This is a genomic window from Paenibacillus sp. GXUN7292, assembly GCF_050864975.1.
In the GTDB taxonomy this organism is placed as follows: domain Bacteria; phylum Bacillota; class Bacilli; order Paenibacillales; family Paenibacillaceae; genus Pristimantibacillus.
Map to the genome: position 1 here is coordinate 55,046 of NZ_JBOZWO010000015.1, position 22,413 is coordinate 77,458.

Annotated in this window: 15 protein-coding genes; 1 reads left to right on the forward strand and 14 read right to left on the reverse strand. The window is 44.8% G+C overall.

Features of this window, described 5'->3' with window-relative positions:
- Positions 1 to 8: 8 nt before the first annotated feature.
- The 9 genes from ACRRU2_RS14060 to ACRRU2_RS14100 all read right to left on the reverse strand — a co-directional run bounded on the left by ACRRU2_RS14060 (position 9) and on the right by ACRRU2_RS14100 (position 15,511).
- Entirely contained in the window at positions 9 to 2,963 is a 2,955-nt protein-coding gene (locus ACRRU2_RS14060) for a DEAD/DEAH box helicase (RefSeq protein ID WP_432502516.1), read from the reverse strand.
- Entirely contained in the window at positions 2,939 to 4,552 is a 1,614-nt protein-coding gene (locus ACRRU2_RS14065; protein WP_432502518.1) for an SWIM zinc finger family protein, read from the reverse strand. The genes ACRRU2_RS14060 and ACRRU2_RS14065 overlap by 25 nt, the downstream gene beginning before the upstream one ends.
- A 112-nt stretch (positions 4,553 to 4,664) precedes the next feature.
- Entirely contained in the window at positions 4,665 to 6,410 is a 1,746-nt protein-coding gene (locus ACRRU2_RS14070; protein ID WP_331701380.1) for a sensor histidine kinase, read from the reverse strand.
- A gap of 104 nt (positions 6,411 to 6,514) precedes the next feature.
- Positions 6,515 to 8,305 (reverse strand): sensor histidine kinase, encoded by a 1,791-nt coding sequence (locus ACRRU2_RS14075; RefSeq protein WP_331701379.1) that lies wholly within the window; start codon positions 8,303 to 8,305, stop codon positions 6,515 to 6,517.
- A gap of 20 nt (positions 8,306 to 8,325) precedes the next feature.
- Positions 8,326 to 9,918: a response regulator gene (locus ACRRU2_RS14080; RefSeq protein WP_432502521.1), complete on the reverse strand. Its 1,593-nt coding sequence runs from the start codon at positions 9,916 to 9,918 to the stop codon at positions 8,326 to 8,328.
- 28 nt (positions 9,919 to 9,946) lie between these two features.
- On the reverse strand, positions 9,947 to 11,674 hold the full coding sequence (locus ACRRU2_RS14085) for an extracellular solute-binding protein (protein WP_331701377.1): 1,728 nt from the start codon (positions 11,672 to 11,674) through the stop codon (positions 9,947 to 9,949).
- Positions 11,675 to 11,828: 154 nt separating this feature from the next.
- Positions 11,829 to 13,529 carry an extracellular solute-binding protein gene (locus tag ACRRU2_RS14090; protein ID WP_432502523.1) on the reverse strand — a complete coding sequence of 567 codons (1,701 nt, stop codon included), beginning with the start codon at positions 13,527 to 13,529 and terminating at the stop codon, positions 11,829 to 11,831.
- 73 nt (positions 13,530 to 13,602) lie between these two features.
- Positions 13,603 to 14,466: a carbohydrate ABC transporter permease gene (locus tag ACRRU2_RS14095; protein WP_432502599.1), complete on the reverse strand. Its 864-nt coding sequence runs from the start codon at positions 14,464 to 14,466 to the stop codon at positions 13,603 to 13,605.
- 67 nt (positions 14,467 to 14,533) lie between these two features.
- Positions 14,534 to 15,511 carry an ABC transporter permease gene (locus ACRRU2_RS14100; protein ID WP_432502525.1) on the reverse strand — a complete coding sequence of 326 codons (978 nt, stop codon included), beginning with the start codon at positions 15,509 to 15,511 and terminating at the stop codon, positions 14,534 to 14,536.
- 786 nt (positions 15,512 to 16,297) lie between these two features.
- On the opposite strand from ACRRU2_RS14100, the gene ACRRU2_RS14105 reads away from it, so the two are divergent.
- The gene (locus ACRRU2_RS14105; protein ID WP_432502527.1) at positions 16,298 to 16,471 is read left to right on the forward strand and encodes a LuxR C-terminal-related transcriptional regulator; all 174 of its coding nucleotides are present in this window, start codon (positions 16,298 to 16,300) and stop codon (positions 16,469 to 16,471) included.
- Between the two features lie 94 nt (positions 16,472 to 16,565).
- On the opposite strand, the gene ACRRU2_RS14110 is transcribed toward ACRRU2_RS14105, so the two are convergent.
- From ACRRU2_RS14110 to ACRRU2_RS14130, 5 genes are read right to left on the reverse strand one after another with little or no spacing between them, the layout of a single operon-like run.
- Positions 16,566 to 17,861 (reverse strand): purine/pyrimidine permease, encoded by a 1,296-nt coding sequence (locus ACRRU2_RS14110; protein ID WP_432502529.1) that lies wholly within the window; start codon positions 17,859 to 17,861, stop codon positions 16,566 to 16,568.
- Positions 17,862 to 17,905: 44 nt separating this feature from the next.
- Positions 17,906 to 18,856, reverse strand: a complete 951-nt coding sequence (locus ACRRU2_RS14115) for a nucleoside hydrolase (RefSeq protein WP_432502531.1) — start codon at positions 18,854 to 18,856, stop codon at positions 17,906 to 17,908.
- A 22-nt stretch (positions 18,857 to 18,878) separates the two neighbouring features.
- Entirely contained in the window at positions 18,879 to 19,811 is a 933-nt protein-coding gene (locus ACRRU2_RS14120; RefSeq protein WP_432502533.1) for an ABC transporter permease, read from the reverse strand.
- Complete coding sequence (locus tag ACRRU2_RS14125; RefSeq protein WP_432502535.1) at positions 19,801 to 20,871, reverse strand: ABC transporter permease; 1,071 nt, start codon at positions 20,869 to 20,871, stop codon at positions 19,801 to 19,803. The genes ACRRU2_RS14120 and ACRRU2_RS14125 overlap by 11 nt, the downstream gene beginning before the upstream one ends.
- Positions 20,868 to 22,406 carry an ABC transporter ATP-binding protein gene (locus ACRRU2_RS14130; protein ID WP_432502537.1) on the reverse strand — a complete coding sequence of 513 codons (1,539 nt, stop codon included), beginning with the start codon at positions 22,404 to 22,406 and terminating at the stop codon, positions 20,868 to 20,870. Before ACRRU2_RS14130 ends, ACRRU2_RS14125 begins: the two co-directional genes overlap by 4 nt.
- Positions 22,407 to 22,413: the final 7 nt, after the last annotated feature.

The window sequence follows — 22,413 nt, forward strand, 5'->3', positions numbered from 1 at the left end:
CAGCAAACCTATCCTTTCAGCCAGTTTTTGCGCAAAGCAAACAATTCGCGCAGCTCCTCATTAGACAATTCCGTTATCCATTGCTCTGACTGTCCGACAACTTGATCGTTTAGCGACTGCTTGCTGTCAATCATCGTATCTATTTTCTCTTCCAGCGTTCCAAGCGTCACCAGCTTATGAACCTGTACATTTTTAGTTTGCCCAATCCGGAAGGCGCGGTCGGTCGCTTGATTCTCGACGGCAGGATTCCACCAGCGGTCAAAATGAAAAACATGATTGGCTGCTGTCAAGTTAAGGCCGGTTCCGCCTGCTTTAAGAGATAAAACAAAGGCGAGACAATCCTCCTGTTCATTTTGAAACCTTTCAATCATTTGATCCCGCTTCTGTTTAGGCACAGCGCCGTGCAGAAAAGGCACCTCTAGCTTAAAACGCGCTTCCAATATACGCTTTAGCTGCTCGCCCATCTCGATATATTGTGTAAAAATCAGGCATCTTTCGCCTTCAGCTGCAATTTCCTCGATTAGCTCAAGCAAGCGTACCATCTTGTTGGAGCGTTCCTCCTCCCACCGCTTCAATCCGCCTTCATTTAGAAACAAGGAAGGATGGTCGCACAGCTGCTTCAACTTCGTTAATGCGGCCAGCACCATGCCGCGCCGCTGCATCGGATCAAGCGTATGAAGCTTCTCCATCAAATCAGCGACAATATGCTCATATATCGCGCCCTGCTCGGCAGTCAGCGTAACAAAAGCTTTTGACTCAATTTTATCCGGCAGCGCCAGCTGTATAGCAGGGTCCTTTTTCAACCGGCGCAGCATAAAAGGCTGCACCCAGCGCTTCAGCCCCGCAATGAGCTGCTCATCCCGCGTTCTTTCTATTGGAATGACTACAGACTTATGAAATTCACCCAAGCTGCCCAAGTAACCAGGATTAATAAAATCGTATATGGACCATAGCTCCGTCAAGCGATTTTCCATCGGTGTTCCAGTAAGGGCTATGCGATGCTGCGCAGGAAACTGGCGAATGGCGCTTGATCCCTTCGTGTATGCATTTTTAATGTTTTGCGCTTCATCTAGGCATAGCGCATCCCATTGCATATCAACAAATTGTTCTTGATCGAGCAGAGCGATCGCATAGGACGTAATAACCAAATCCGCTTTGCCCGCCAGCTCTTTAAATTCCTCGCCTTTTTGCCGTTTCGCCCCGTAATGCAGCTCGATGTTTAAATCAGGCGCAAACCGCTCCAATTCCTTCTCCCAATTGCCTATAACCGAAGTAGGGCAAATTAGCAGTGATGGGAGCGCTTCTTCAGCATGCCCGGCAGCTTTTAAGCTGCCGTGTGCTAATCTCTCTTGCTTTAAATAAGCCAAATACGCTATAAATTGAATCGTTTTGCCTAGCCCCATATCATCTGCCAAAACGCCGCCAAGTCCGTAACGGCGCAAAAAGAGCAGCCATGACAAGCCCTGTCGCTGATATTCGCGGAGCTCGCCATGAAGGGCAGATGGCTTGTCGACCAGCGGCATCGATGAAATATTTTGCAGCTGCTCCATCCAAATTTGCAAATGCTCATTCATTTCGATTTCAGCACGGCCGCTCATATCCTCATAATCGGTTAAGAAGCTGGCTTCTCCGCGTAAATGCAGCTCCAGTACGTCGCGGAACGTCAGCCCTTTGCCGCGGCCGACTTTGCGCAGCCACATTTTGATTTGCGCTGCGTCCTGCGGGTCGAGATATACCCAGCTTTCGCCCACTTGAATAAAGCGCCGCTTCTCTTCAGCCAGTTTAAGAAACTCCTCCTCGCTTAGCTGCAAATCGCCAACAGCGAGGCGCCAGTCGAACTGGACAATTTGCGATAAGCCAAACATAGGCTCGGCAGCGGAGCCAAGCATATGCTTCATCTTCGCCTTGACGCGCAGCTTGCGCGATCTGGCCTCTTCCCACCAGGATGGCAGCAATACAGAGCAGCCTGCCTCAAGCAGTGTCATACTGCCTTCATGCAAAAAGTTGAGAGCTTCTTCCTCCGTTAACTTCCAATCATTTGCTTCGTCACCCTGCTCCAGCTCCCAATTATGCAAGGCAGCGAGCCATTTCTGGTGCTCCTTGCCGATCTTTTCGGTCAGCAAAGGCTGCCATAACGACGGCAGCTCAGCATGCTCCTCCAACAATGGCCGCCAAAGCTCAGCCCGCTTATTGTAATAGACTGCCTGCCAAGGGCCGCCTTCACGCGCTTGAACAGCCGGCACTAATCTCCATTCCTCACAGTCCCCTGCAAACGGCTCCAGCAGCTGCAGAGCTATACGGAACGGCGTTGAATCCGTTAATAGCCCAATGGCGGTCAGCCAATCCTGCTCATCCGGAAGCTTTCTGGCCAGCAGCCCGCTTCCAGCAGAACGCTCTGCTTGCTCCCAAGCCTGCTGCACGTCATGATTATTCGCAAGCAGCTCCTCAATCGCCTCGCTTAGCCACAAGCTGATAGCCTGGTCGCCAAACGCTTCCGCTTGCTGCTGCAAGGCTTCCCATTCGCTGTTTATGTCATGACGCTCCTTTGGAATAGCCGGGCGCCAGCATCTTTTATACTCGCTCCAGCGCTCCCAATCCGGCAAAAACCAGCCGTTTAGCAGCAATTCGCGAAAAAGCCCCGCCAGCTTCATTAACACCTGCAATTGGTCGCTCCACTTGACCTTGACCAGCTTTACCGGCTGCGGATCGGACAAATAGTCGATCGCAGTCAAAGGTGTCAGCTTTATAAGCAGCCTCTCTCCAACTACGATTTCTTCCGTGCTTGTTCCATACCAGGAAGAGCTGTGCCATGCGAACAAAATGCTGCTAAGCTTAGCAGCAGCCATACGGTCTGGCGTGTACAGCATCATGCTATAATCACCTGTTTTGCCTGCCCAGAAGCCTGATACAACAAGCTGTTGCCTATTTAGCTTTGCATTCATTGCAATAGATTTCCTTTCCACAATTCCTCCTGAAATGCGCGCAATCGCTGGTATTTATCCGTCAGCTGCTCAATAAACACTGGCCAGCGGCTGGCAAATGGCGATGCTGAATATAGCTTGGACAGCCGTTTCAATTGCTTTACGGCAAGCCTGTAGCCCTGCCTGTTTCTGCTTTGAATCGCTGCTTCAATAGATTGATGGTACAGCGGAAACATAAGCTGCGGCGCATGCTTGGAAACCTTTTTCTCTTCCTCAGGAGATATAGCTTCGATCTTAACACCAGAGAGCAGCTGCAGATCAGCCCAATCCTGATAGCGGCCAAGCCGCATCCAATGCTCTGAAAGTCTGATATAAGATTGAGGCAGCAAGCCCAGCATGTAATCCGACCATATTTTTTGCTCTGGGTAAGCTTCATCCGCTGATGTGCACAGCTGCATAAACGGTCCTACAGACCGCTTGCCAGGCGATTGCTGCACTTGCTCAAATATATAAGCCATCCATGTTTCAACAGCTGCTTCCTGTCTCATTTCCAGCAGCCTATCTACAGAACGGTAAATAGCTTTTTGCGCCCGGTCAAAATCAGCTAGGCTGAAATGATTCAGCGCGTTTTCATACTCTCCGCGATCAAATGCAATGCTGCCTGCCGCAATACGCAAAAATGTTTGATTAATCGCAGCGCCAGCCTTGCTCTCCAGCATTTCCCCGATCGCTTGCTCTTCATTCCGCAGCCACTCGGGCTGCTTGCCGAAGGCTTGCAGGGCGGCTAAGTAAATATAATCCCATTCAAGCAGCTGCCGATCCAAGAGCAGCGCTCTGCGTTTCAGCTCACCGACAATCGTTAAACTCCATTCCCAATCCTTATCAGACAATTTGCCAGGATCCAAATCGTCAATCAGCTCATGAAACTGCGCGAGCCACGGCTCGGACATACGTAGGAAAGCCATTTCATAATAGTAGCGATTGAAAGAATCTGCTAAAGAAATAGCCCTTTCAGCCTGTTCCAAAACATAAAGGATCGCATAGCACCAAAACAGTTTTTGCGCCTTGAAGGACCAGTCTCTGGCAACAGCCTTCAGGCCAGTCAGCACCGGCTGCAGCGGATGGAGCGAATGGCGGCAGGTGCGCCATACCTCGCCGTATTGTTTATCCATCCATTCCCGCCATACAAGGAGTTTATCGCTCTCCTCAGGTCTGCCGTCCCCAAAACCAATGAATGGGGCCTGTATAGCTTGATCCGAAATATCTCGATTAACAGAAATAGCCGCACTGGCCTTAGTCAAGCCCAGCAAACGAAAATAGGCTTGCTCAGCTGCCTTATGACCGCCTGCCTGCTCTGCAACAGCTTGAAAAAATACGGCGGCGATATGCTTGCACGTACCTTTAAAAGGACATGAGCAGCTGCTGTAGCGCAGCTCATCTAAATCAATAACAACTGCGTATATGTCTGTACCTTCCGCATATGCTGTTATCGTTTCATGTACGGTCAGCTCCATACGTTTAATTCGTTTTGATGTATAGTAAGACCATCCGCGCTTAATAATCACTTGGACCAAGCTGCTTTTCAAAAAGTTTTCTATCTTTTTCTGCTGCTCATCGGCGAGATATAACAAATCATTTCACCTGCCTTATCTGTATCCCTCTATTTTAACAAAAAAACACCAAACCGCGAAATAACTTTCCAACGGTTGATGTTTGATTGCTTTAAATCTGCCCTATTAAAACTTATATTGGGAGCTTTACTGTGAAAATCAAATAGTTTTCCGCGGCAGCCGCCGCGTTTACTTCACCCCGATAGCGATCTACAATCCCTTTAACGATAGACAGACCTATGCCTTGATGATGGTCATGCTTGGTGGAATAGCCGCTTTTAAATAGCGGCGAAGCTGCAACTGCTTCCGCATCCAAGCATATATTTCCAACCTCAATGTCAATATGGCCGGCTTTTTGGCTGTAAATGAGATGCACCTGACGCTCGCTTTCCTCATACTTCATCACTTCATCAAAGGCGTTATCTATCAAATTGCCAAGGATACGGTTCACATCAAGCGTTTTGGCGCCCATCTCGGACATATTCAAATCATTGAAGGTGCAGGCAAATTGAATGCGATACGTCTCGGCTTGTGAAATTTTGGAACGAATAAGAGCAGCAATAGCAGGATTGCCGATATTAATAATATCGTTCATCACCCTTATTTCATCAGTAAGCTCCTTCGTATAGGCAAGAAGCTCTTTATGCTTGCTGAGACTGGCTAAGGAATGAATCGTCTGCACATGATTGAGAAAATCATGGCGCTGCGCTCTAATGGCAAGAAACAGTCCATTAATCTCTTCGACATATGTCTCCTGGGCTACACGAACAGCCTTGTCCTGTGATTGCTTGATCTGTCTCATCGCTGCAATTGCAATGAGGAAGCTTAAAGCAGTCAGCAATATAATAACGACGCCAAGATTGAAAAATTGCTTATTCAGCGCAAGATTGATCATATTGTAATCAGACACAATGGACAACACGTACTGATCCATCGGTGTGCCGTTCGGATCCGTAATGCTGATCCCCTTGTCCTTCACCGAAACAGGAATAAACATTTTGTAGACATGACCGTACTTGCTTTTTTTCTCAATCGTTACAATTTCATTATTATAATAAGCCGACTGTACGGCTTGAATATCTTCATCAAGCTGAACCGTATATTGACCGTATATAATCGGCCGCTGGACGATATGATCCTTGTACTGTCCGTCATCCTGCTCGGTTTGAATGCCGTCAGGGAAAGTTAGCGGATTGACGGCCATAATTTCAATAAGCGACTGCTGAGCTTCCACCAAATCATCGAGCAGGCGTTCTACGCCTGTTATTTCATTAAATTCATTCAGCGTTTCATAGTGAACATAGGGATCAATAATATAATTGGTCGAGCCATCATAATAGTAGCCCCATTTGTAAATATTTTGCACATCGGTTGAAGATACTTCAAATGGACCGCTCCAAAAATGATTCAGCGTCTGACCCAGCCACTCGCCCTTAACATTATAGTTATCAAATAATTGATTAAAATAGCTAAACCACGGCACCCATGTTTTCGTGCTTTTGCCAATCTGGGTATCGTCGCTTGATCGATAGAGCACTATATCGTCTTGTATACGTTTAAGCAGGCTGATATGCTTAATATCCAGCTTCTGGCTGAGCTCCTTAAGCTGCTCATTTGTAACATTGTCAACGTCCGGATCCAATGCATACTGTGCTGCTATTGCGGAAGCCCGCAGTTCGCGGCCTATTTGCTCTTCGAATTTCTCAGAGCCCAGCCTTGTCTGCTCGATGGTGAGCTCAATTTGCTTGCCTAACGAGAGGAGCTCATGCTTTAATGCTTCTTCTAATGTTTTTTTAGTCATAAAGTAATACACAGTGTTGTTAATTAGAATAAGAATAATAATGATGCCAATTGCCATAAACCATACTTTGCGCTGCATTCTTCACATCTTGCCTCTCTTACTATCAATTTCCAGTTAAATTACATTAGCTTCTGTTACATCATAGCACAAAGTTAATCTAAGAGAACTATATTTATCTATTTTCAAGGTACTTCGTGTCCTGTATTAAAAGATTTGATCGATCGTTCGCGGGCTGGAATAACAATTTGAACGGTAGTGCCTATTCCTATTCGACTAATGATCGTAACACCATACCGCTCGCCATACTGCAGCTTTATGCGCTGATCGATATTGCGGATGCCATGCCCCGTCTCGCTGTCATTGCTTAAATCAAAAATTTCAGCTATACGCTGCGGGGACATGCCAATGCCGTCATCTATTATTTTATATTGGATACAATCCTTAACCTTATGGGCACAAATGCGCATATAAATGCGGTCTCCGCACCAAGCATGCTTGAGCACGTTTTCAATAAACGGCTGCAAAATAAGCTTAATCGTTTCATACGGCCAAATGGATACAGCGATATCAAATTCGACCTCCATACGCTTGCCGTACTTGACCTTCTGTATATCAAGATAAGCGTTGGATTGTTCAATTTCAGCGTACACAGGTATTAAGGTTTTTCCGGAATTAAGCGTCAGGCGATAAAACTTGGCAAGCTGGACGACCATGCGCTGCAGCTTGTCATTCTCGCCAAATTTAGCGAGCTGATTAATAGATGACAGCGTATTATACAAAAAATGCGGATTAATTTGCAATTGCAGCATTTCAAGCTCGGCTTCTTTTTTTTGCAGCTGCGTCAAATACACTTTGCGGATAAGCGCCTCTACATCCTCCCCCATGCCATTGAGCGCCGTTGCAATTTGTGAAAACTCGTCCTTGCCTCTGTAGGTAATCCGCTTGTGCAGATCGCCATGCCGAAAAGCATTGAGGATCGCTACGAATTTCGTAATCCTTTTTGCAAAATAACGTGATATAAAAACACCAGCAAAGGTGAACAAAATAAAGCAAAGCACACAAATGCCTATTATAAAGGACTTTATTTTTTGTGCTTCTTTATCGAGCAGCGTGAGCGGCACATTGGCGACGATCGTCCAATTCTGATCGGCCATCTGTTCTTCGATCGTTAAAAACTTAGTATCCTGTATTTCCTCATTATTTTCAAAGCCTGAAGCAAATAAACGTTCTCCATTACTGTCATAAACAGCAATGTTGCTGCCTTCCCCCAAAACTGAATAATCGACGCTTTCAAATAAATCAGCTAAGCGGACGCTAAAGCGCATAATACCGATTTCACTTAAGCGCACCGGATTGCTCGTATCGATCATGCGGCGGATTAAAGAGATGCGGCTCTGCTGCTTTTCATCTTCAATTTGTTTCCATATAAAGGTTTCACCATAAATTTCATCTGGCAGCTCCTTATACCAGCTGCTATCCTTAATGCGCTTTAAATGATAAATATCATAGGTTTGTTGTTCTGGAGTCGCATCTGCCCCGTCTGCCCGGAATTGATATACTTCGCGTATCGTTTCATTGCCGAAATAAATAAACAGACGCTGGCTAAATCCAATCGCCTTCACAACACTTTCCAGCTTTGGAATAACTACCTGCTCCATGCGCAAATACTGCTCGCCAAGCGACAAATTTTCTGCCTTTACATTTTGTACGAGAAAATAATCATTGTAAATAATAGAAGAGATCCGCATCAAGTCGCTCGTTTTATAATTAACATTGTCCCGAACCTGCTGCAAGGTTCCCTGCACGTTCATCTTGGTTTGCTTGCGTATAGAAGAATCATAGATAACATGGGATACATACCCGTTGATGGTAACCAGAACAATTATAAAAATCATATAGGACAGCATTAATTTATAGGCAATTGGAATATATGTAGTTTTTCTTTTTTGCTTATTTATTTGAATTTGAGCCATAGCTGCCCTGCTCCCTTGCACTAAGTCATCTTTTTGCGGTATTCAAGCGGCGTTACCCCGAATCTGTCTTTAAATTGCCTGCTAAAATAAGGCAAATAGCGATATCCAACTTGATCTGCGATTTCATAGATTTTTAATCCCGGCTCCTTGAGCAGCTCGCAAGCGCGTTCCATTCGCATATTAACCAGAAGCTCATTGAAGGTGCAGCCAGATTTCTCTTTAATTAAAAAACCTAAATAACTTGGCGAAAAGGAAAACACTTGTGCAATATCTTTCAAAGTAATATTTTCATGCATTTTTTGTTTAATGACTGATCGTACATTGCGGATAAATCTGCTGCTCTGGTTGTTATTTTTGGCGTTGAGCTGCTCCGATATTTCATAAATACGGTGCATCAGCCAAATTCGAATTTCCTGAACGGTTTCGAATTGCAGCAAAATATCCATTTGCTTGATGTCCATATTAATCAGATCAAATAAATCCTCTCCGAGAGAATTCAAATGCTGCTCCAGCTTTCCTATAAAATGATTGGTCAAATGGTGAACGGTAAATCTGGAACGCATCGTGCTTATTAATTGAAACAGCTTTTCAAGCTCATCATAGATTTCGACCAAGCGGTATTCTGTCATGGCTGTCAGCAGCGATGCAATACCAGCCTCCATCTTCCTGACATCGAGCATTTCGGGCTCACTGCTTACTTCCTCGAATTTGATGACAGCGCCCCTGCCCAAAAACATTTTGCTTTCAATGGCTTCAATTGCCTGCTGATAAGACTCCGGCATAAGCTCAAGCTGCATGACAGGCTGGCCCAGCCCAATCGTAATCGATGTGTTTACCGGCTCTTGAAGCAGTGTATAAAGCTGCTTTACCGTATTATCCAAGTCCCGCTCCTCAAGCAAGACAGCTACCCTCTGCGCATTAAGCTTGCAGTAAAAATGATGGCCGCACAGCTTCATCGCTTCAGTCGCCTGCTGCAAAAATACGCGCCGCTGCTTTTGCTGAGTAATCGGCAGCTCATGCTCCGTACGTTCTTTTCTTGACCATGCCAAGCTATCCATTTCGAGTACAGCCGCCCTCAGCGGCCAGCGGAGCTTATGAAAATCCTGACTGTCTGTGAACTGAGAGAGAGCCTCGTAATCCCCATTCATATCGCCTTCCAGCAAGCGGGTAAGCATTTCATTTTTGGCAATCGGAATTAAGCTTTGATAAGCCTCTTCCACTTCCTTCTGCTTAATTTCTTCATCCAAGTCCTGCTTAATTTTCAATAAAGATGTGATCAGTTCATTATCATCCATAGGCTTTAGCACGTAGCTGTAAGCTTTGAGGGAAAGTGCTTGCTGTACATAACTGAATTCCTGATAGCCGCTTACAAAAATAATTCTTATATTAGGCGAACGCTCTTGAGCGATTTTGGCTAGCTCTAAGCCGGACATATAGGGCATATTAATATCGCTGACCAATATATCTATCGATTCATTTTTTATAATATCGCAAGCAGACAAAGCATTATTAACCGTACCTTTCACAACCATGCCCAGCTTAGACCAAGGAATAAATTGATGCATCCCTCTTAAGTCCAGCTCTTCATCATCCACCAACAATACGTTGTACATGTTAATCTTCCTTTCATCAAAGCTTATTCTATTGCTCTGAATTCAGCAGCGTAACATTTTCATGCCATCTTTTTGTAATATAATCCAAGTACAGCTGAAAGCCAGCGTCCATAGAATCCTTATGCGCTTGGTCCAAAATATTCAGCACCTCTTGATCCGTTGTTCCAAACATCGCTCTCGCTCTTGCTTTTAACCAAATATTTTTAACCTTGCGGTAAATATCGCCTACCTCTGTATCCGGCATCGGATACAAATTAATAAAAGGTGTTGCATCCCCCTGAGATTTCCACGTTATTTTACTTTGCCAGTAGCTGGCCCAATTTCGCTTTTCCTCTGGCAAGGTCGCTTCAAATTCACTTTTCGTTTTATCAATAAAATACGTATTGCCCACCCAAATCATATCTCCAGAAATGGCTTGAATTTGTGCCAGCCCTTCAGGATCCTCACTATATTTTTCTGTAAAAATAGGAGTAATGCCATCCTCCTTAAAGCCATTCCAATAGCCGTCCTCTCCAGGCGGCCCCCACATTTGAATACTGGACCCTTCCGGTCCCGTCATCCAATCTAGCATGGCAAATATTGCTTCCGGGTCCTTGGCGCTTTTCGTAATTGTTGCTACATTCCAGCCGAGCAGATTGTAGGTTCCTGGGTATATTTTGCCCTTATCTAAGCCTTCCTTGTAAATCGGCGGAATAAAAAAATACCCATCCTCCGGATTTCGTGAAGCAAGCTCTGCTTGCGCAGGCATAACCATCTTCATAGGATCTGCGCTGGCATATACAGCGACAGCTCCATTCATCAGCTTCTCGCTAAGCTGATCCTCTGTTTGCGTAAGCGCATCGATCGTCATCAGCCCTTCCCGCATAAGCTTTGCAACAAATAGGGCAGATTCTCTGAAGCCCTCGTCTTCGTAAATGGATACCATTCTGTCTTCCTTCGTAACTGCGAAAATACGGGTAAAGCTATAATTGCTCTCTTTGAATGAAGAAAAAATTTGATCAATCCCGTGCCCTTCTTTCGCTAAGCCCGTTTCAAATGGAACAATATTCGGGTAAGCGGCTTTAACCATTTTTAAATATTTGTACAAATCATCGGTTGTTTCCAGCTTTGGCTCGCCCAGCTCGCGGTATATCTTTTTATTCACCACATAGCCGGCATTGCCGTTAGGCTCTCGAGTATAGTAATTCGGAAAATAATAAATATGTCCGTCAGAGGAACGAAGCAGATTCAACACTTTTTCGTCTGCCCATCGCTTTAAGTTCGGATATCTCTCTATGTAATCGTCAAGCGGCACTAACAATTTAGCTTCTCGTAGTCTCTCCAAATCAGCATCCCGATCTCCCCAAATAATATCTGGAAGCTGTTTGCTGGCGATCATATTTTGCAAGGTCATTGGCCCGTTGCCACCAGAGCTAATCGGCTTAACATGAATGTTCAAATTATCGCGTATCCATCTGGAAGACGGGTCTGCTCCCCAATTCGGCATGGAATAATAACCGTAATGAGCATAAAAAGTTACGTTAAGCGGCTCGGAGCCAAGCCTATATAACCCGTCAACCGTGTATGTCTGCTGCTGTATACCTTCATCATCCATTTCCTTGCCCTTCGACAAATCTAGTTCGATTCCCTCCTGCTTTTTCTTTACAGAATCAACAGGTAGTATAGGTGAAACCTTCGTTGCAGAACAACTGGTGAGTACAGCTCCAAAAATCGTAAACGCTGTCATTCCAAACAGCCATGTTTTTATAAAACTCACAAACCGGTTCCTCCTTTTGCCGAATATTATATAAATTAGGAAATACGTTCTATATTCTCACATTATATAACAAACGGCTTAAAAGCAAGCAGACTAGACGGATTTATCCCAAGCGATTTCAATCATCGCTTGGGATATCCACTAGCAGTATTCGTTACCTGACTCCAAGTATTTTCTTATTCTCATTCATGATCTGAGTACGCCATTCAAGCAGATCATCATACCCTAGCTTTTTAGCGTCTGCTTCAGCTTTGTCTAGGATTTTGTCAACTTCTTCATCGCTCTTGGCTGTTGAGGAATCTGCCAGCACCTGCATAAACAAGTCTAGCATCGATTGTCTAATATCTCCAAGAGTGCTGTCAGCCTCAGGATTCATTCTATTATTGAATACCGTAATATCGTTGGCGGACGGCCATGTAATTTCATTTTGATAACGAGCCTGCCAGTTTTGCTTCTCTACCGGCTGAGAATTTTCAAATTTCATTTTGGCCGGGTCAATATAATCGACGTTGCCTGCGATCGTAACGACATCATTTTTTGCTTGAATATCCGCTACATCCGCAATATCATATGCATCTGTAAAGTTAGGATAGCCGTTTTCATCAAAGCCGTTCCAATACTTGCCTTCTTCTCCAAAGAATTGAACGGTCATTCCTTCCGGACTCGTGCAATAATCAAGGAATGCAAAAATTTTCTCAGGGTCCTTGGCACTCGTCGTAATAACACTTACATTCCAGCCAAGCGTGTCATAACCGCCCGGATGAATTTTATTTTTGTCCAAACCTTCTTTACGGATCGGCCAAATCATAAAGTAGCCTGAATTTGGATCATCCTTCAGCAATTCATAATGAGCTTGTGATGCGTAAGCAGTAGGTGAGCTTCCTGCATAAACGGCTACACGGCCTGTCAAGAGCTTCTCCAGTACCATTCCTCTGTCTTGAGTGAACATTTCTTGAGAGATCAGCTTCTCGCGATAAAGCTTGGATACAAACTTCTGCGATTCGCGGAATGGCCCCGAAGTAAACAAGGAGGTCAGCTTATCTCCATCTACAACGCCAAGCACATCAGCGCTTAAAGATTTGTACATGAGATCTTCACCAAAAGCGGTATACAATACACCGATTCCTTGAGCATCCTGCGTGCGGTCCGGCTCGAAAGGCACTACTTCTGAACCATACTTTTCTTTTACTTTTACCAAATAGTTGTAAAGATCATCCGTCGTCTCCAATTTAGGTGAGCCCAGCTCTTCATATATTTTCTTATTCACAACATAACCTGCATTGCCAGTCGGTTTAGTGCTGTACCAGTTAGGGAATTTATAAAGCTTTCCGTCTGGAGAACGCAGAAGCTCCATATCTTGTGCATTCATCCACTTTTTCAAGTTAGGGTATTTGTCCAAATAATCGTCGAATGCTACGAGCTTCCCAGCATTATACATACGATCGAAGTCCGGATGATAACGGTCCATATAGATCAGATCCGGCAAAGTATTTGAACCCATCATCGTAGTCATTAGCTGAGCATGATTGCCTTGAGCTTGTATCGTTTTAATATTTACATTTTTATTTGCTTTCAAATACTTCCAAAAAGGGACCTCATCCATTTCCAGAGGGAAATCCAGCCAGCCGTAATGGGCATAGGCGGAAAACTCTAGCATCTCGGAGCCGAATACCCATGGCTCATCTTCCTTATTTTGATCCGTATTGCCAGGAGTTGCGGTATTTGTGCTTGTCGGTGGCGGTGAAGAAGTGTTGTTGCCGCCTTCCCCTTTTTTCCCGCTGCAGCCTGACAGCACTGTGGCCAGAACAAATACCGCCATAATTAACACAACAAGCGGCTTTCTTTTGTTTTGCATACTGTAATTACCCCTCTCACTCAATATATGTTCAATGCGCTGTGCGCTTCAAACCAGAATCATATTGCCTTTGCTATTCTTTTAAAGAGCCAACCATTACGCCCTTTACAAAAAAACGCTGAACAAACGGATAGACCATAATAATTGGCAATGTCACAACCATAATCGTTGCATTAATCAATGACTTTGATGTAATACTTTTCTTGGCCATTTTTTCAATCGTCATCGCATCCAGACTGCCCATCTGCTCCGTTATTAAATTTGCATTCAATATGCGGCGAAGCACCGTTTGAACCGGCCACAAATCGTAATTTGTAATATAAATGGAAGGCATAAACCAGTCATTCCAATGCGCTACTGCTGTAAACAAGCCAAGCGTTGCCAGAACCGGTCCAGACAGCGGCAATACGATGCGGAAGAATGTCCCCCAATTGCTGCAGCCATCAATCTGTGCCGACTCTTCAAGCCCAGCAGGCAGCCCCTTAAAGAACGTGCGCATAACAATCATGTTCCAAACACTTATTAACGATGGAATAATGAAAACAAGGAAGTTGTTCATCAGTCCTAACGACTTTACCAGCAAAAATGTCGGTACGAGTCCGCCGCCAAAATACATCGTGAATACAAAAATAAATGTATACAGTTTGCGCCCCATCAAGTTGGACTTCGTCATCCCATATGCTAACAGGGCAGTCATAAACAAGGCTGTAACCGTACCGACAATCGTCCTGCTAACGGAGATAAAAAAGGCATTGCCCAGTTTCTTATCCTCAAACACAATTTGATAGTTCTCAAAAGTGAATATTCTCGGCCAAAAGGTTACTCCCCCCTTGGCTGTATCCAAGCCTTCATTCAGCGAAACAACCAGCCCGTTCCAAAAAGGGTATAAGGCCGAAAATGAAAGCAGAGTAAGAAAGATATATATACAGACAACCATGACTTTGTCACTGGCACCCAAATGTTTAATTTTCAAGCTGTATTCACCTCTTTTGTATGTCGCTGCTTTACCATAAGCTGTTGCCCGATCTTCTCGCGATATAGTTGGCTGTAGTGAGAAGCCCTATACTGACAATCGCTTTGAATAAACCTACCGCGACTGCGTAGGAGTACTTCTGATTTTGCAGGCCGACGCGGTATACATAAGTATCGATAACATCAGACACCGGCCGGAGGAGCGGATTTTGTGCCAATATCAAAATATCCTCAAAGCCCGCATTCAGGAGACTGCCCATAGCTAGTATCATAAAAATGCTTATAACCGGCATAATTGTCGGAATCGTTATTAAATAAATTTGCTTGAATTTCGATGCGCCATCGATGTCTGCCGCCTCATACAAATGCGGGTCGACGCCTGCTATAGCAGCCAGGTAAATAATGGAGGAAAAACCAATTTCCTTCCATATATTGGTCGTAATAAGAATGGACCAGAAGTACTCCTTTATAGACATGAAATTGATAGGCTCATCAATCGTACCGGTCTTCTCGAGCAATATATTAATGCTCCCATTTTCGGTTGATAGAAGTGACATCACTAGCCCGCCTACAATGACCCAAGACATAAAATGCGGCAAATAGGTAATCGTTTGAACAATTCTCTTGAAAGCCATGTGGCGTACTTCGTTCAGCATGAGAGCTAATATAATAGGAGCAGGAAATCCAATAACAAATTTCAATAAACTGATCACGATTGTATTTCGCAAAATGATATTAAAATCTGGAGCATTAAAAAATGCTTCAAAATGCTTAAATCCAACCCATGGATTCACAAAAATATTAGTTCCTGTAAAGAGGTTATAATCCATAAATGCCGTGATTACGCCATACATGGGGATATAGGAAAATACAAATACTAGCAGCAGCCCCGGCCATACCATTAACTGAATGTCAAGCTGCTTCATTAATCGTTTGAAATTGCTTTTTTTTACCGGCTTTTTCGGTATTGGAGCTGCCGTCTGCGAATGTTCCGTAGTTGCTTGCGACATGCTTATCCTCCCTATCTTCGTGCTAGCTTTCTCCTTTTTCTTGTACCGGACGTCTCACGGTCTAAACACATTAGCATGCTGCTTTGTTATAACTTCATTCTAGACGCTCCAACCCGTTATAACGATATAACAATCAATCGATTTTTTATACAATGGCATGGAGTTGTGAAACATGGAAAAGTGTAAAAAATCCGGAATAAGTATAAAAAATTGGCTGCTCTCCGTTCGTTGCCGGCTCTAACGAAGCTGAGACGCGCTATTTGCTCGAAAATAGCTGTTTCGAAAATGTAACGCATCCTGACGGCGCTATGTGTGAACAAACCATCGTTTTGGGCATCGAATTAAGCTAATAAGGCATCTGATCTTCGTTACAATTTGAAAAGGTGCTTTTTTCGCACAATAAGACAATAGGGATTCGTTACAGCGAGGTACTTGGCGATGTAGCTTACTGAGGAGCATTAATTTTGTGGTACGTTGGCGCTTTTTTCGTACAACAAAAATTGGACTACAATAGCGGTCGGAATCCCAAACTTGATCGCAGTAGCATCCCTTTGTACTGCTTATTGCCCTATTCACAATTCACCCATTCCAGTAATGCTAATATAATGTACTTTGATATATTGCATTTAACTTACTACGATTGCTTTTGAGCTAATAACTGTATACGCAAACGCCCAATTTGAATGGAGGCAGCACCATTATTATCACAGTTTCATATTATATTTTGACTGTATCCCTTAACCTTGTTGAAACTATAAATACCCGTGCAAGGAGGGGTGAAACAAATTGAGGGGAAACGACCATAAAAGCAAGTTCTTGTTAACTAACCGCGAGCGTGAAGTATTTGAACTTCTGGTTCAAGATAAAACGACTCGCGACATTGCGCAGCAGCTTTTTATAAGTGAAAAAACCGTTCGTAACCACATCTCGAAGGAGATGTGGTTTGAACGGCTTACATGAGGATTACAAATATCATTCCAATGAGGCTTACAATGAAATTACATATATGATTACAATGAGGCTTACATATATGTATGTCCATGATTGCAGATGACTAAGCTTCCTTCGGTTCTTTCCATATTTGATCCAATATAATGATAATCATCGTTCCAAGCAGCATGCCGTTGCCGACAATGTAGCGGATAGCGGAAGGCAGGCTCTGGAAGGTCGCAACCGGAAGAAACATAGAACCAATGCCAAGCATAAGTCCTATGCCTGCTATCATCATACGGCGTTTGGTCAGCGGATCGCGCATAAGCGTTTGAAAGCCAATGCCGACCATCTGTACGAAGGAAGCCATAACAGCTGCGTAGGCAACTGCCCCTGGCAGCATCGTGAGCAGCGTAATAATTGCAGGTGATAAGGAAACGGCTGCGAGCAGCAGACATGCAAGCAGGAACGGACGCTTGCCCCTTTGTCCGGTCAAGCTGACAAAGCCTGCTGATCCGGATAGGGGAACCATGCCGACAGTTGAAAAAACGGAGGATAGCAGCTGAGAAAATCCGCCGGTTATCGTGCCTCGCTTCATCTCCGTCCCGCCGGGCAGCGCGCTTCCATTATCCAGCTGCTTCATAGAGCTGATACTGGCAACTGTGTTAGACAGTAATATTAATGTTACAGGCAATGCAGATACAATCATACCCGCATCCCATTGCGGCATGCCCCAAGCGAACAGCTCAGGCAAGCTGAACCATGCGCCCTGCCCGGCAGCAAGATGCCCTTGTCCGGTGGCATAGTAAAGCAGACAGCCGGCAACTATGCCTATAAGCAGGGCATAGCTTTGCAGCCAGCCTTTTCCCTTGATTGACAATAATATAACGATCGCTATAACTAGCAGCCCGATAAAGCCTGCTCCCCACTGAGCTTGCTGCGACTCGCCGCTAATGCCAAGCATTCCGCGCAAAAAGGTTCCGCTAAGCTGGAAAGCAAGCAGCAGCAAATAGCTGCCTGTCACTAGCGGTGTGAAAATCGGCAGTAACCGCTTGACCAGCCCCGTGGCGCCCAGCATGATCATAAACAGGCCAGCAGCAATCATTCCGCCTTCCAGCAGCCTTAATGTGCCGATGCCCTCACTTGCTTTGGTAACTGATTCTCCCATAATAATGAAAACGGCGAGCCAAGTGCCCGCCGGTCCATCGATAATGGGAAGTCTGTGTCCAAGCCAGCCTTGCAAAAAGGAGCTGACGCCGACGATGATGAATGTACGCTGCATCAGCATAGCCGTTTCTGTAGGTGACATATGATAAATTTGTCCGATTACGATGGGCAGCGCTACGGCATTAGCCAGCATGAAAACCAGCCACTGCAGCGATCCCATAGCATCGTTCATTCCGTTAAGCTTGCGACTCACAGTATACATCCCTTTCGAAATAATGAAACAATCAAATAAATGGATTAAAATACAGACAGCAATTCATGAACAACCTGCTCTGAATCGACACCAAGACAAACAGTAATGTCGTCTCCCTCGCTCGGCTTTGTCCGCAAATCAGCAATGACTGCCCCTGCTGTTACCTTGCCCTCGCATTCAATTTGCACTTTCATTTGCTGTGTTTTTACAATTCCCGGCTTGCGGGCAACGAGAACAGTTAGCGGATCATGAAGCGGACAACTATTCATCAAATTGTCTACCTGACGATAGAAGCCGAAGTAGTATTGCAGCGCACCCTGCATGTACTCAACGATTGCAGCGTTTTCCGGACGGCACACCAGTGCAAGCTGCTCAAGATGCTGCTTGTTCAGCTTCGCTTTCATCGTTACATCAAGTCCAACGAGCGTAATGTTCATGCCTGAACGGATAACACGGTCGATCGCTTCAGGGTCCCCGCGCAAATTCGCTTCAACTGCAGGAGTCACATTGCCGGGAGCAAATACAGTGCCTCCCATAATAACCGTTTTCTTCAGCTTGCTTGGCAGCTCAGGGTCAAGCTCCAGCGCCAGCGCTACATTCGTTAAACGGCCTAACGTTACCAATGTAATTTCACCCGGCATTTCATTTGCTTTCCGAACGATAAATTGTGCTGCTGATTCTGCAAGCGGCTGCTGCTCGGATGGCGGCAGCTCGACATTGCCGATTCCATTGTTGCCATGGACATGGGCGACGGGTCCCCCCCATTCGCGCACTAATGGCTTCGCAGCCCCTTTTGCTACCGGCACCTCATAGTCTGGCTGTGCCAGCTGAATAAGGCGAAGCGTATTATCTGTAGCCTGCTCTACGCTTGAATTACCGAATACAGTCGTAATGCCCTCCAGCTTTACATCTGCAGCTTTTAAAGCGTGTAAAATTGCAATTGAGTCGTCGATGCCTGTGTCCGCATCGATAATCATTTTTTGTATTGCTGACATATGCATGGCCTCCGAAATTAAATTATGATGCTAGGCTTACTTTTCTATTCTTTCTGATTGCGTAAATAACTAGCGCAACAATTGTAACTACGTAAGGAACCATTTTAATGAATTGGCTCGGAACGACGTTCCCGGGTGTCGTCTCAATAATCATCGTTAAAGCATTAGCAAGCGCAAATACGCTTGAGCCTGCCAATATACCGAACGGATGTCGATTGCCAAAAATAACGACCGCCAGAGCAAGGAATCCTGTACCTGCCGTCATGTCTCTAACAAACATGCTTGTCATTCCCATGGACAAGTATGCGCCTGCCAGACCGGAGAAGAAGCCGCTCCAAATTAGTGCAGAATATTGAATGCGGTCAACACGGATACCAAGCGAACGTGCTGCGCTTGGCTCTTCGCCTGTTGCGCGCAAATGCGCTCCATAAGGTGTCCGGTACAGCAAATAAAAACAAAAGACAGTAGCCAGAATAGCAACCCACACCATTAGATTATGGCCGCTTAGCAGCTTGCCGATTACCGGAATGTTATCAAGGAATGGAATTACAATATTCGGTATATTTACTGGAACAGAAGGAACGTAGTTGCCATGTGAATGAAAGAAAATGCTCATAAGCACGACGGTTATTCCGGCGCCAAAAATATTGACAGCAAATCCGGCAATAATAATATCTACCTTCATCTTTAAGGAAAAGAAAGCCATTCCATAGCTGACCAGCATAGATGCTATTGTGCCGCCTGCTACTCCAAGAAACCAATTATCTGTAGCTGAGCCTATTGCAATCGAAACGAATGCGGATACGAGCATCAAGCCTTCAATACCAATGTTGATAACGCCTGCCCGGTCTGTCATTAGTCCGCCCAAGGCTCCAAGCAAAATTGGCGGCAGTGTGCGCAATAATATAACAATTAACGTTAAATTTGCTGTCTGCTCCCAAATATTATTTAGCAACCGGAGCACCCCCTTGCGCGGAACGCATTTTTCTTTGCTTCAAATAAGCAAAGATCGCTTGTGAAGAAATAAATAGAACAAGCAGCGCTTGAATAATAATAGCAATGTCGCGAGGAACGTCACTGTTCGCTTGCATAGCTTGTCCGCCAACCTGCAGATAGGCATAGAAGAATGCGGATAACAATACCCCGATTGGATGGTTGCGTGCAAGCAAGCAGACAATGATTCCGTCAAAGCCAAGACCGACAGAGAAATTATCCTTAAGCGTGCCGTGCATGCCCGTTACTTCAACGGCTCCGCCCAAGCCGGCAAGCGCACCGCTGATTGCAATACTTAGAATGATGACCTTTTTAGTTGCTATACCGCCGTATTCAGCGAATAAAGGGTTTTTTCCGACTGTGCGCAGTTCGTAACCTGTTTTTGTTTTGTACATTAAAATATACACAATGATAGATGCTACAATTGCGATCAGGAAGCCTGCATGAGTCGGCATGCCCGGAATAATTTGTCCAAGCTTTGCACTGCTTTCCACATAGGGCAAGCGTGCAAACCCGCCGCTTTCAGGATCTTTAAATACATAGTTCAACAAATAAGATACGAACAGCACGGCAATAAAGTTAAACATGAGCGTGGATACAATTTCATCCGCTTTAAATACTGCTTTAAGAAAGCCCGGGATAAAACCATACAATCCGCCGCCGATTATAGCAGCTAGAATAACTAACGGAATGTGAATCCATGGAGATAGTCCAGGAATATAAACAGCTGCCAGCGCACCTGTCAGTGCACCCATATATAGCTGGCCTTCAGCACCCATGCTGAATACTCCGCTTTGAAATACGACCACGATAGCCAGACCCGTAAATACGAGCGGAACCATACGGTTAAGTACAGAACCAAAGCTAAACAGGCTTGTAAAAGGATCAATAAACAAGGACCGCAATGCCGCCCCCGGCTCATTGCTTACTACTAGAATAACTGCAATACCAATTAACAGGGCCGCCACAATAGCCAGCAGTATGCCTAGCAGGTCAAGGTAAATTGCACTTCTCTGTTTCATGTGGCGTTCACCCTCATTTCTTGTTTTTTAACACCCAGCATATAGAAGCCAAGCTCTTCTTCCGTCAAATCGTCGGAATTTTCTAAAATTACAGCTAGTTCTCCATTATAGATAACGCCAATTCGATCGCTAAGACTCATTACCTCAGACAACTCAGCAGATACGAGCAGCACGGCTGTTCCTTCATCGCGTTTTTTAACAATTTCCCTATGAATGAACTCTATGGAGCCAATATCAACACCACGAGTTGGCTGGGCAGCAATAAGCAGCTTCGGATCTTTGGAAATTTCGCGAGCAACAACGATCTTCTGAATATTTCCGCCGGATAAAGAGCCTGCTAATGTCTCTTCGCTTTGAGTCAAAATGTTAAATTCCTGAATTAACCGCTGGGCATGCTCGCGAATTTTCTTCTGATTCAAAAACGGTCCTTTGCGAAATGCCGGATCACGGTATAAATCAAGAATTAAATTTTCCTTCACGGAGGAAGTCAAGCAAGCGCCTCGTGTTTGACGATCTTCGGCAATATGACCAATGCCGATGTTGCGGATTTCGCGAATCGTATGCTCAGCCAAATTATGATTCAAGAAAGTAATTTTCCCTTTTGAATTTTTTCTAAAACCGGTAATGACTTCAATCAGTTCACTTTGTCCATTGCCTTCTACACCAGCAATGCCAAATATTTCTCCGGCTCGAACCTGGAACGACACATCTTTAAGCACCTGACTGCCTGTATCCGACAAGCAGCTTACATTTTCAAAAGACAATACAGTTTCCTTTGGCTTAGCCGGTTCCTTTTGAACACGCAGAAGAACGTCACGGCCAACCATCAATCTTGAAATTTCCTCTTTATTCGTTTCCGATGTGATTAGCGTCGCGATTGTTTTGCCCGCTTTTAGTACCGTAATCCGATCCGATATGCCCATTACTTCATTGAGCTTATGCGTAATAAAAATAATCGTATAGCCATCTTGAACAAGCTTCTTCAGTGACTGGAACAATTCATCCGTTTCTTGCGGAGTAAGAACCGCGGTCGGCTCATCAAGAATGATAAGCCGGGCTCCGCGATACAATACCTTCAAGATTTCGACGCGCTGCTTCAGTCCTACGGAAATGTTCTCTACTTTGGCAATAGGATCTACTTTTAGTCCGAATTGTTGAATTAGCCGCTCTGTTTCAGCTACCGCCTTTCCCCGATCCGACAACACACCTTTGCGAGGTTCAATACCTAGCACAATGTTCTCTGCTACAGTGAAGGAAGGGACAAGCATAAAGTGCTGATGAACCATACCAATTTCATATTTAATTGCATCCTTCGGACTTTTCAGTGCAATCTTTTCGCCCCGATACAAAATATCTCCCTCTGTCGGCGCTTCCAAACCAAACAATATTTTCATAAGTGTTGATTTTCCTGCGCCATTCTCACCAACCAAGGCGTGAATTTCGCCTTGGCGGACAGAGAAGGATACACCTTGATTGGCTCTTGTACCGTTCGGATATACTTTATGAATATTGCGCATTTCCAGCAGGTCTGCCATCGTGAAA

Coding starts and splice junctions, on each gene's coding strand:
- ACRRU2_RS14070 (WP_331701380.1), bottom strand. CDS start 6,410: ATGCAGCGCAAAGTATGGTTTATGGCAATTGGCATCATTATTATTCTT.
- ACRRU2_RS14075 (WP_331701379.1), bottom strand. CDS start 8,305: ATGGCTCAAATTCAAATAAATAAGCAAAAAAGAAAAACTACATATATT.
- ACRRU2_RS14080 (WP_432502521.1), bottom strand. CDS start 9,918: ATGTACAACGTATTGTTGGTGGATGATGAAGAGCTGGACTTAAGAGGG.
- ACRRU2_RS14090 (WP_432502523.1), bottom strand. CDS start 13,529: ATGCAAAACAAAAGAAAGCCGCTTGTTGTGTTAATTATGGCGGTATTT.
- ACRRU2_RS14095 (WP_432502599.1), bottom strand. CDS start 14,466: ATGGTTGTCTGTATATATATCTTTCTTACTCTGCTTTCATTTTCGGCC.
- ACRRU2_RS14100 (WP_432502525.1), bottom strand. CDS start 15,511: ATGTCGCAAGCAACTACGGAACATTCGCAGACGGCAGCTCCAATACCG.
- ACRRU2_RS14115 (WP_432502531.1), bottom strand. CDS start 18,856: ATGTCAGCAATACAAAAAATGATTATCGATGCGGACACAGGCATCGAC.
- ACRRU2_RS14125 (WP_432502535.1), bottom strand. CDS start 20,871: ATGAAACAGAGAAGTGCAATTTACCTTGACCTGCTAGGCATACTGCTG.
- ACRRU2_RS14130 (WP_432502537.1), bottom strand. CDS start 22,406: ATGGCAGACCTGCTGGAAATGCGCAATATTCATAAAGTATATCCGAAC.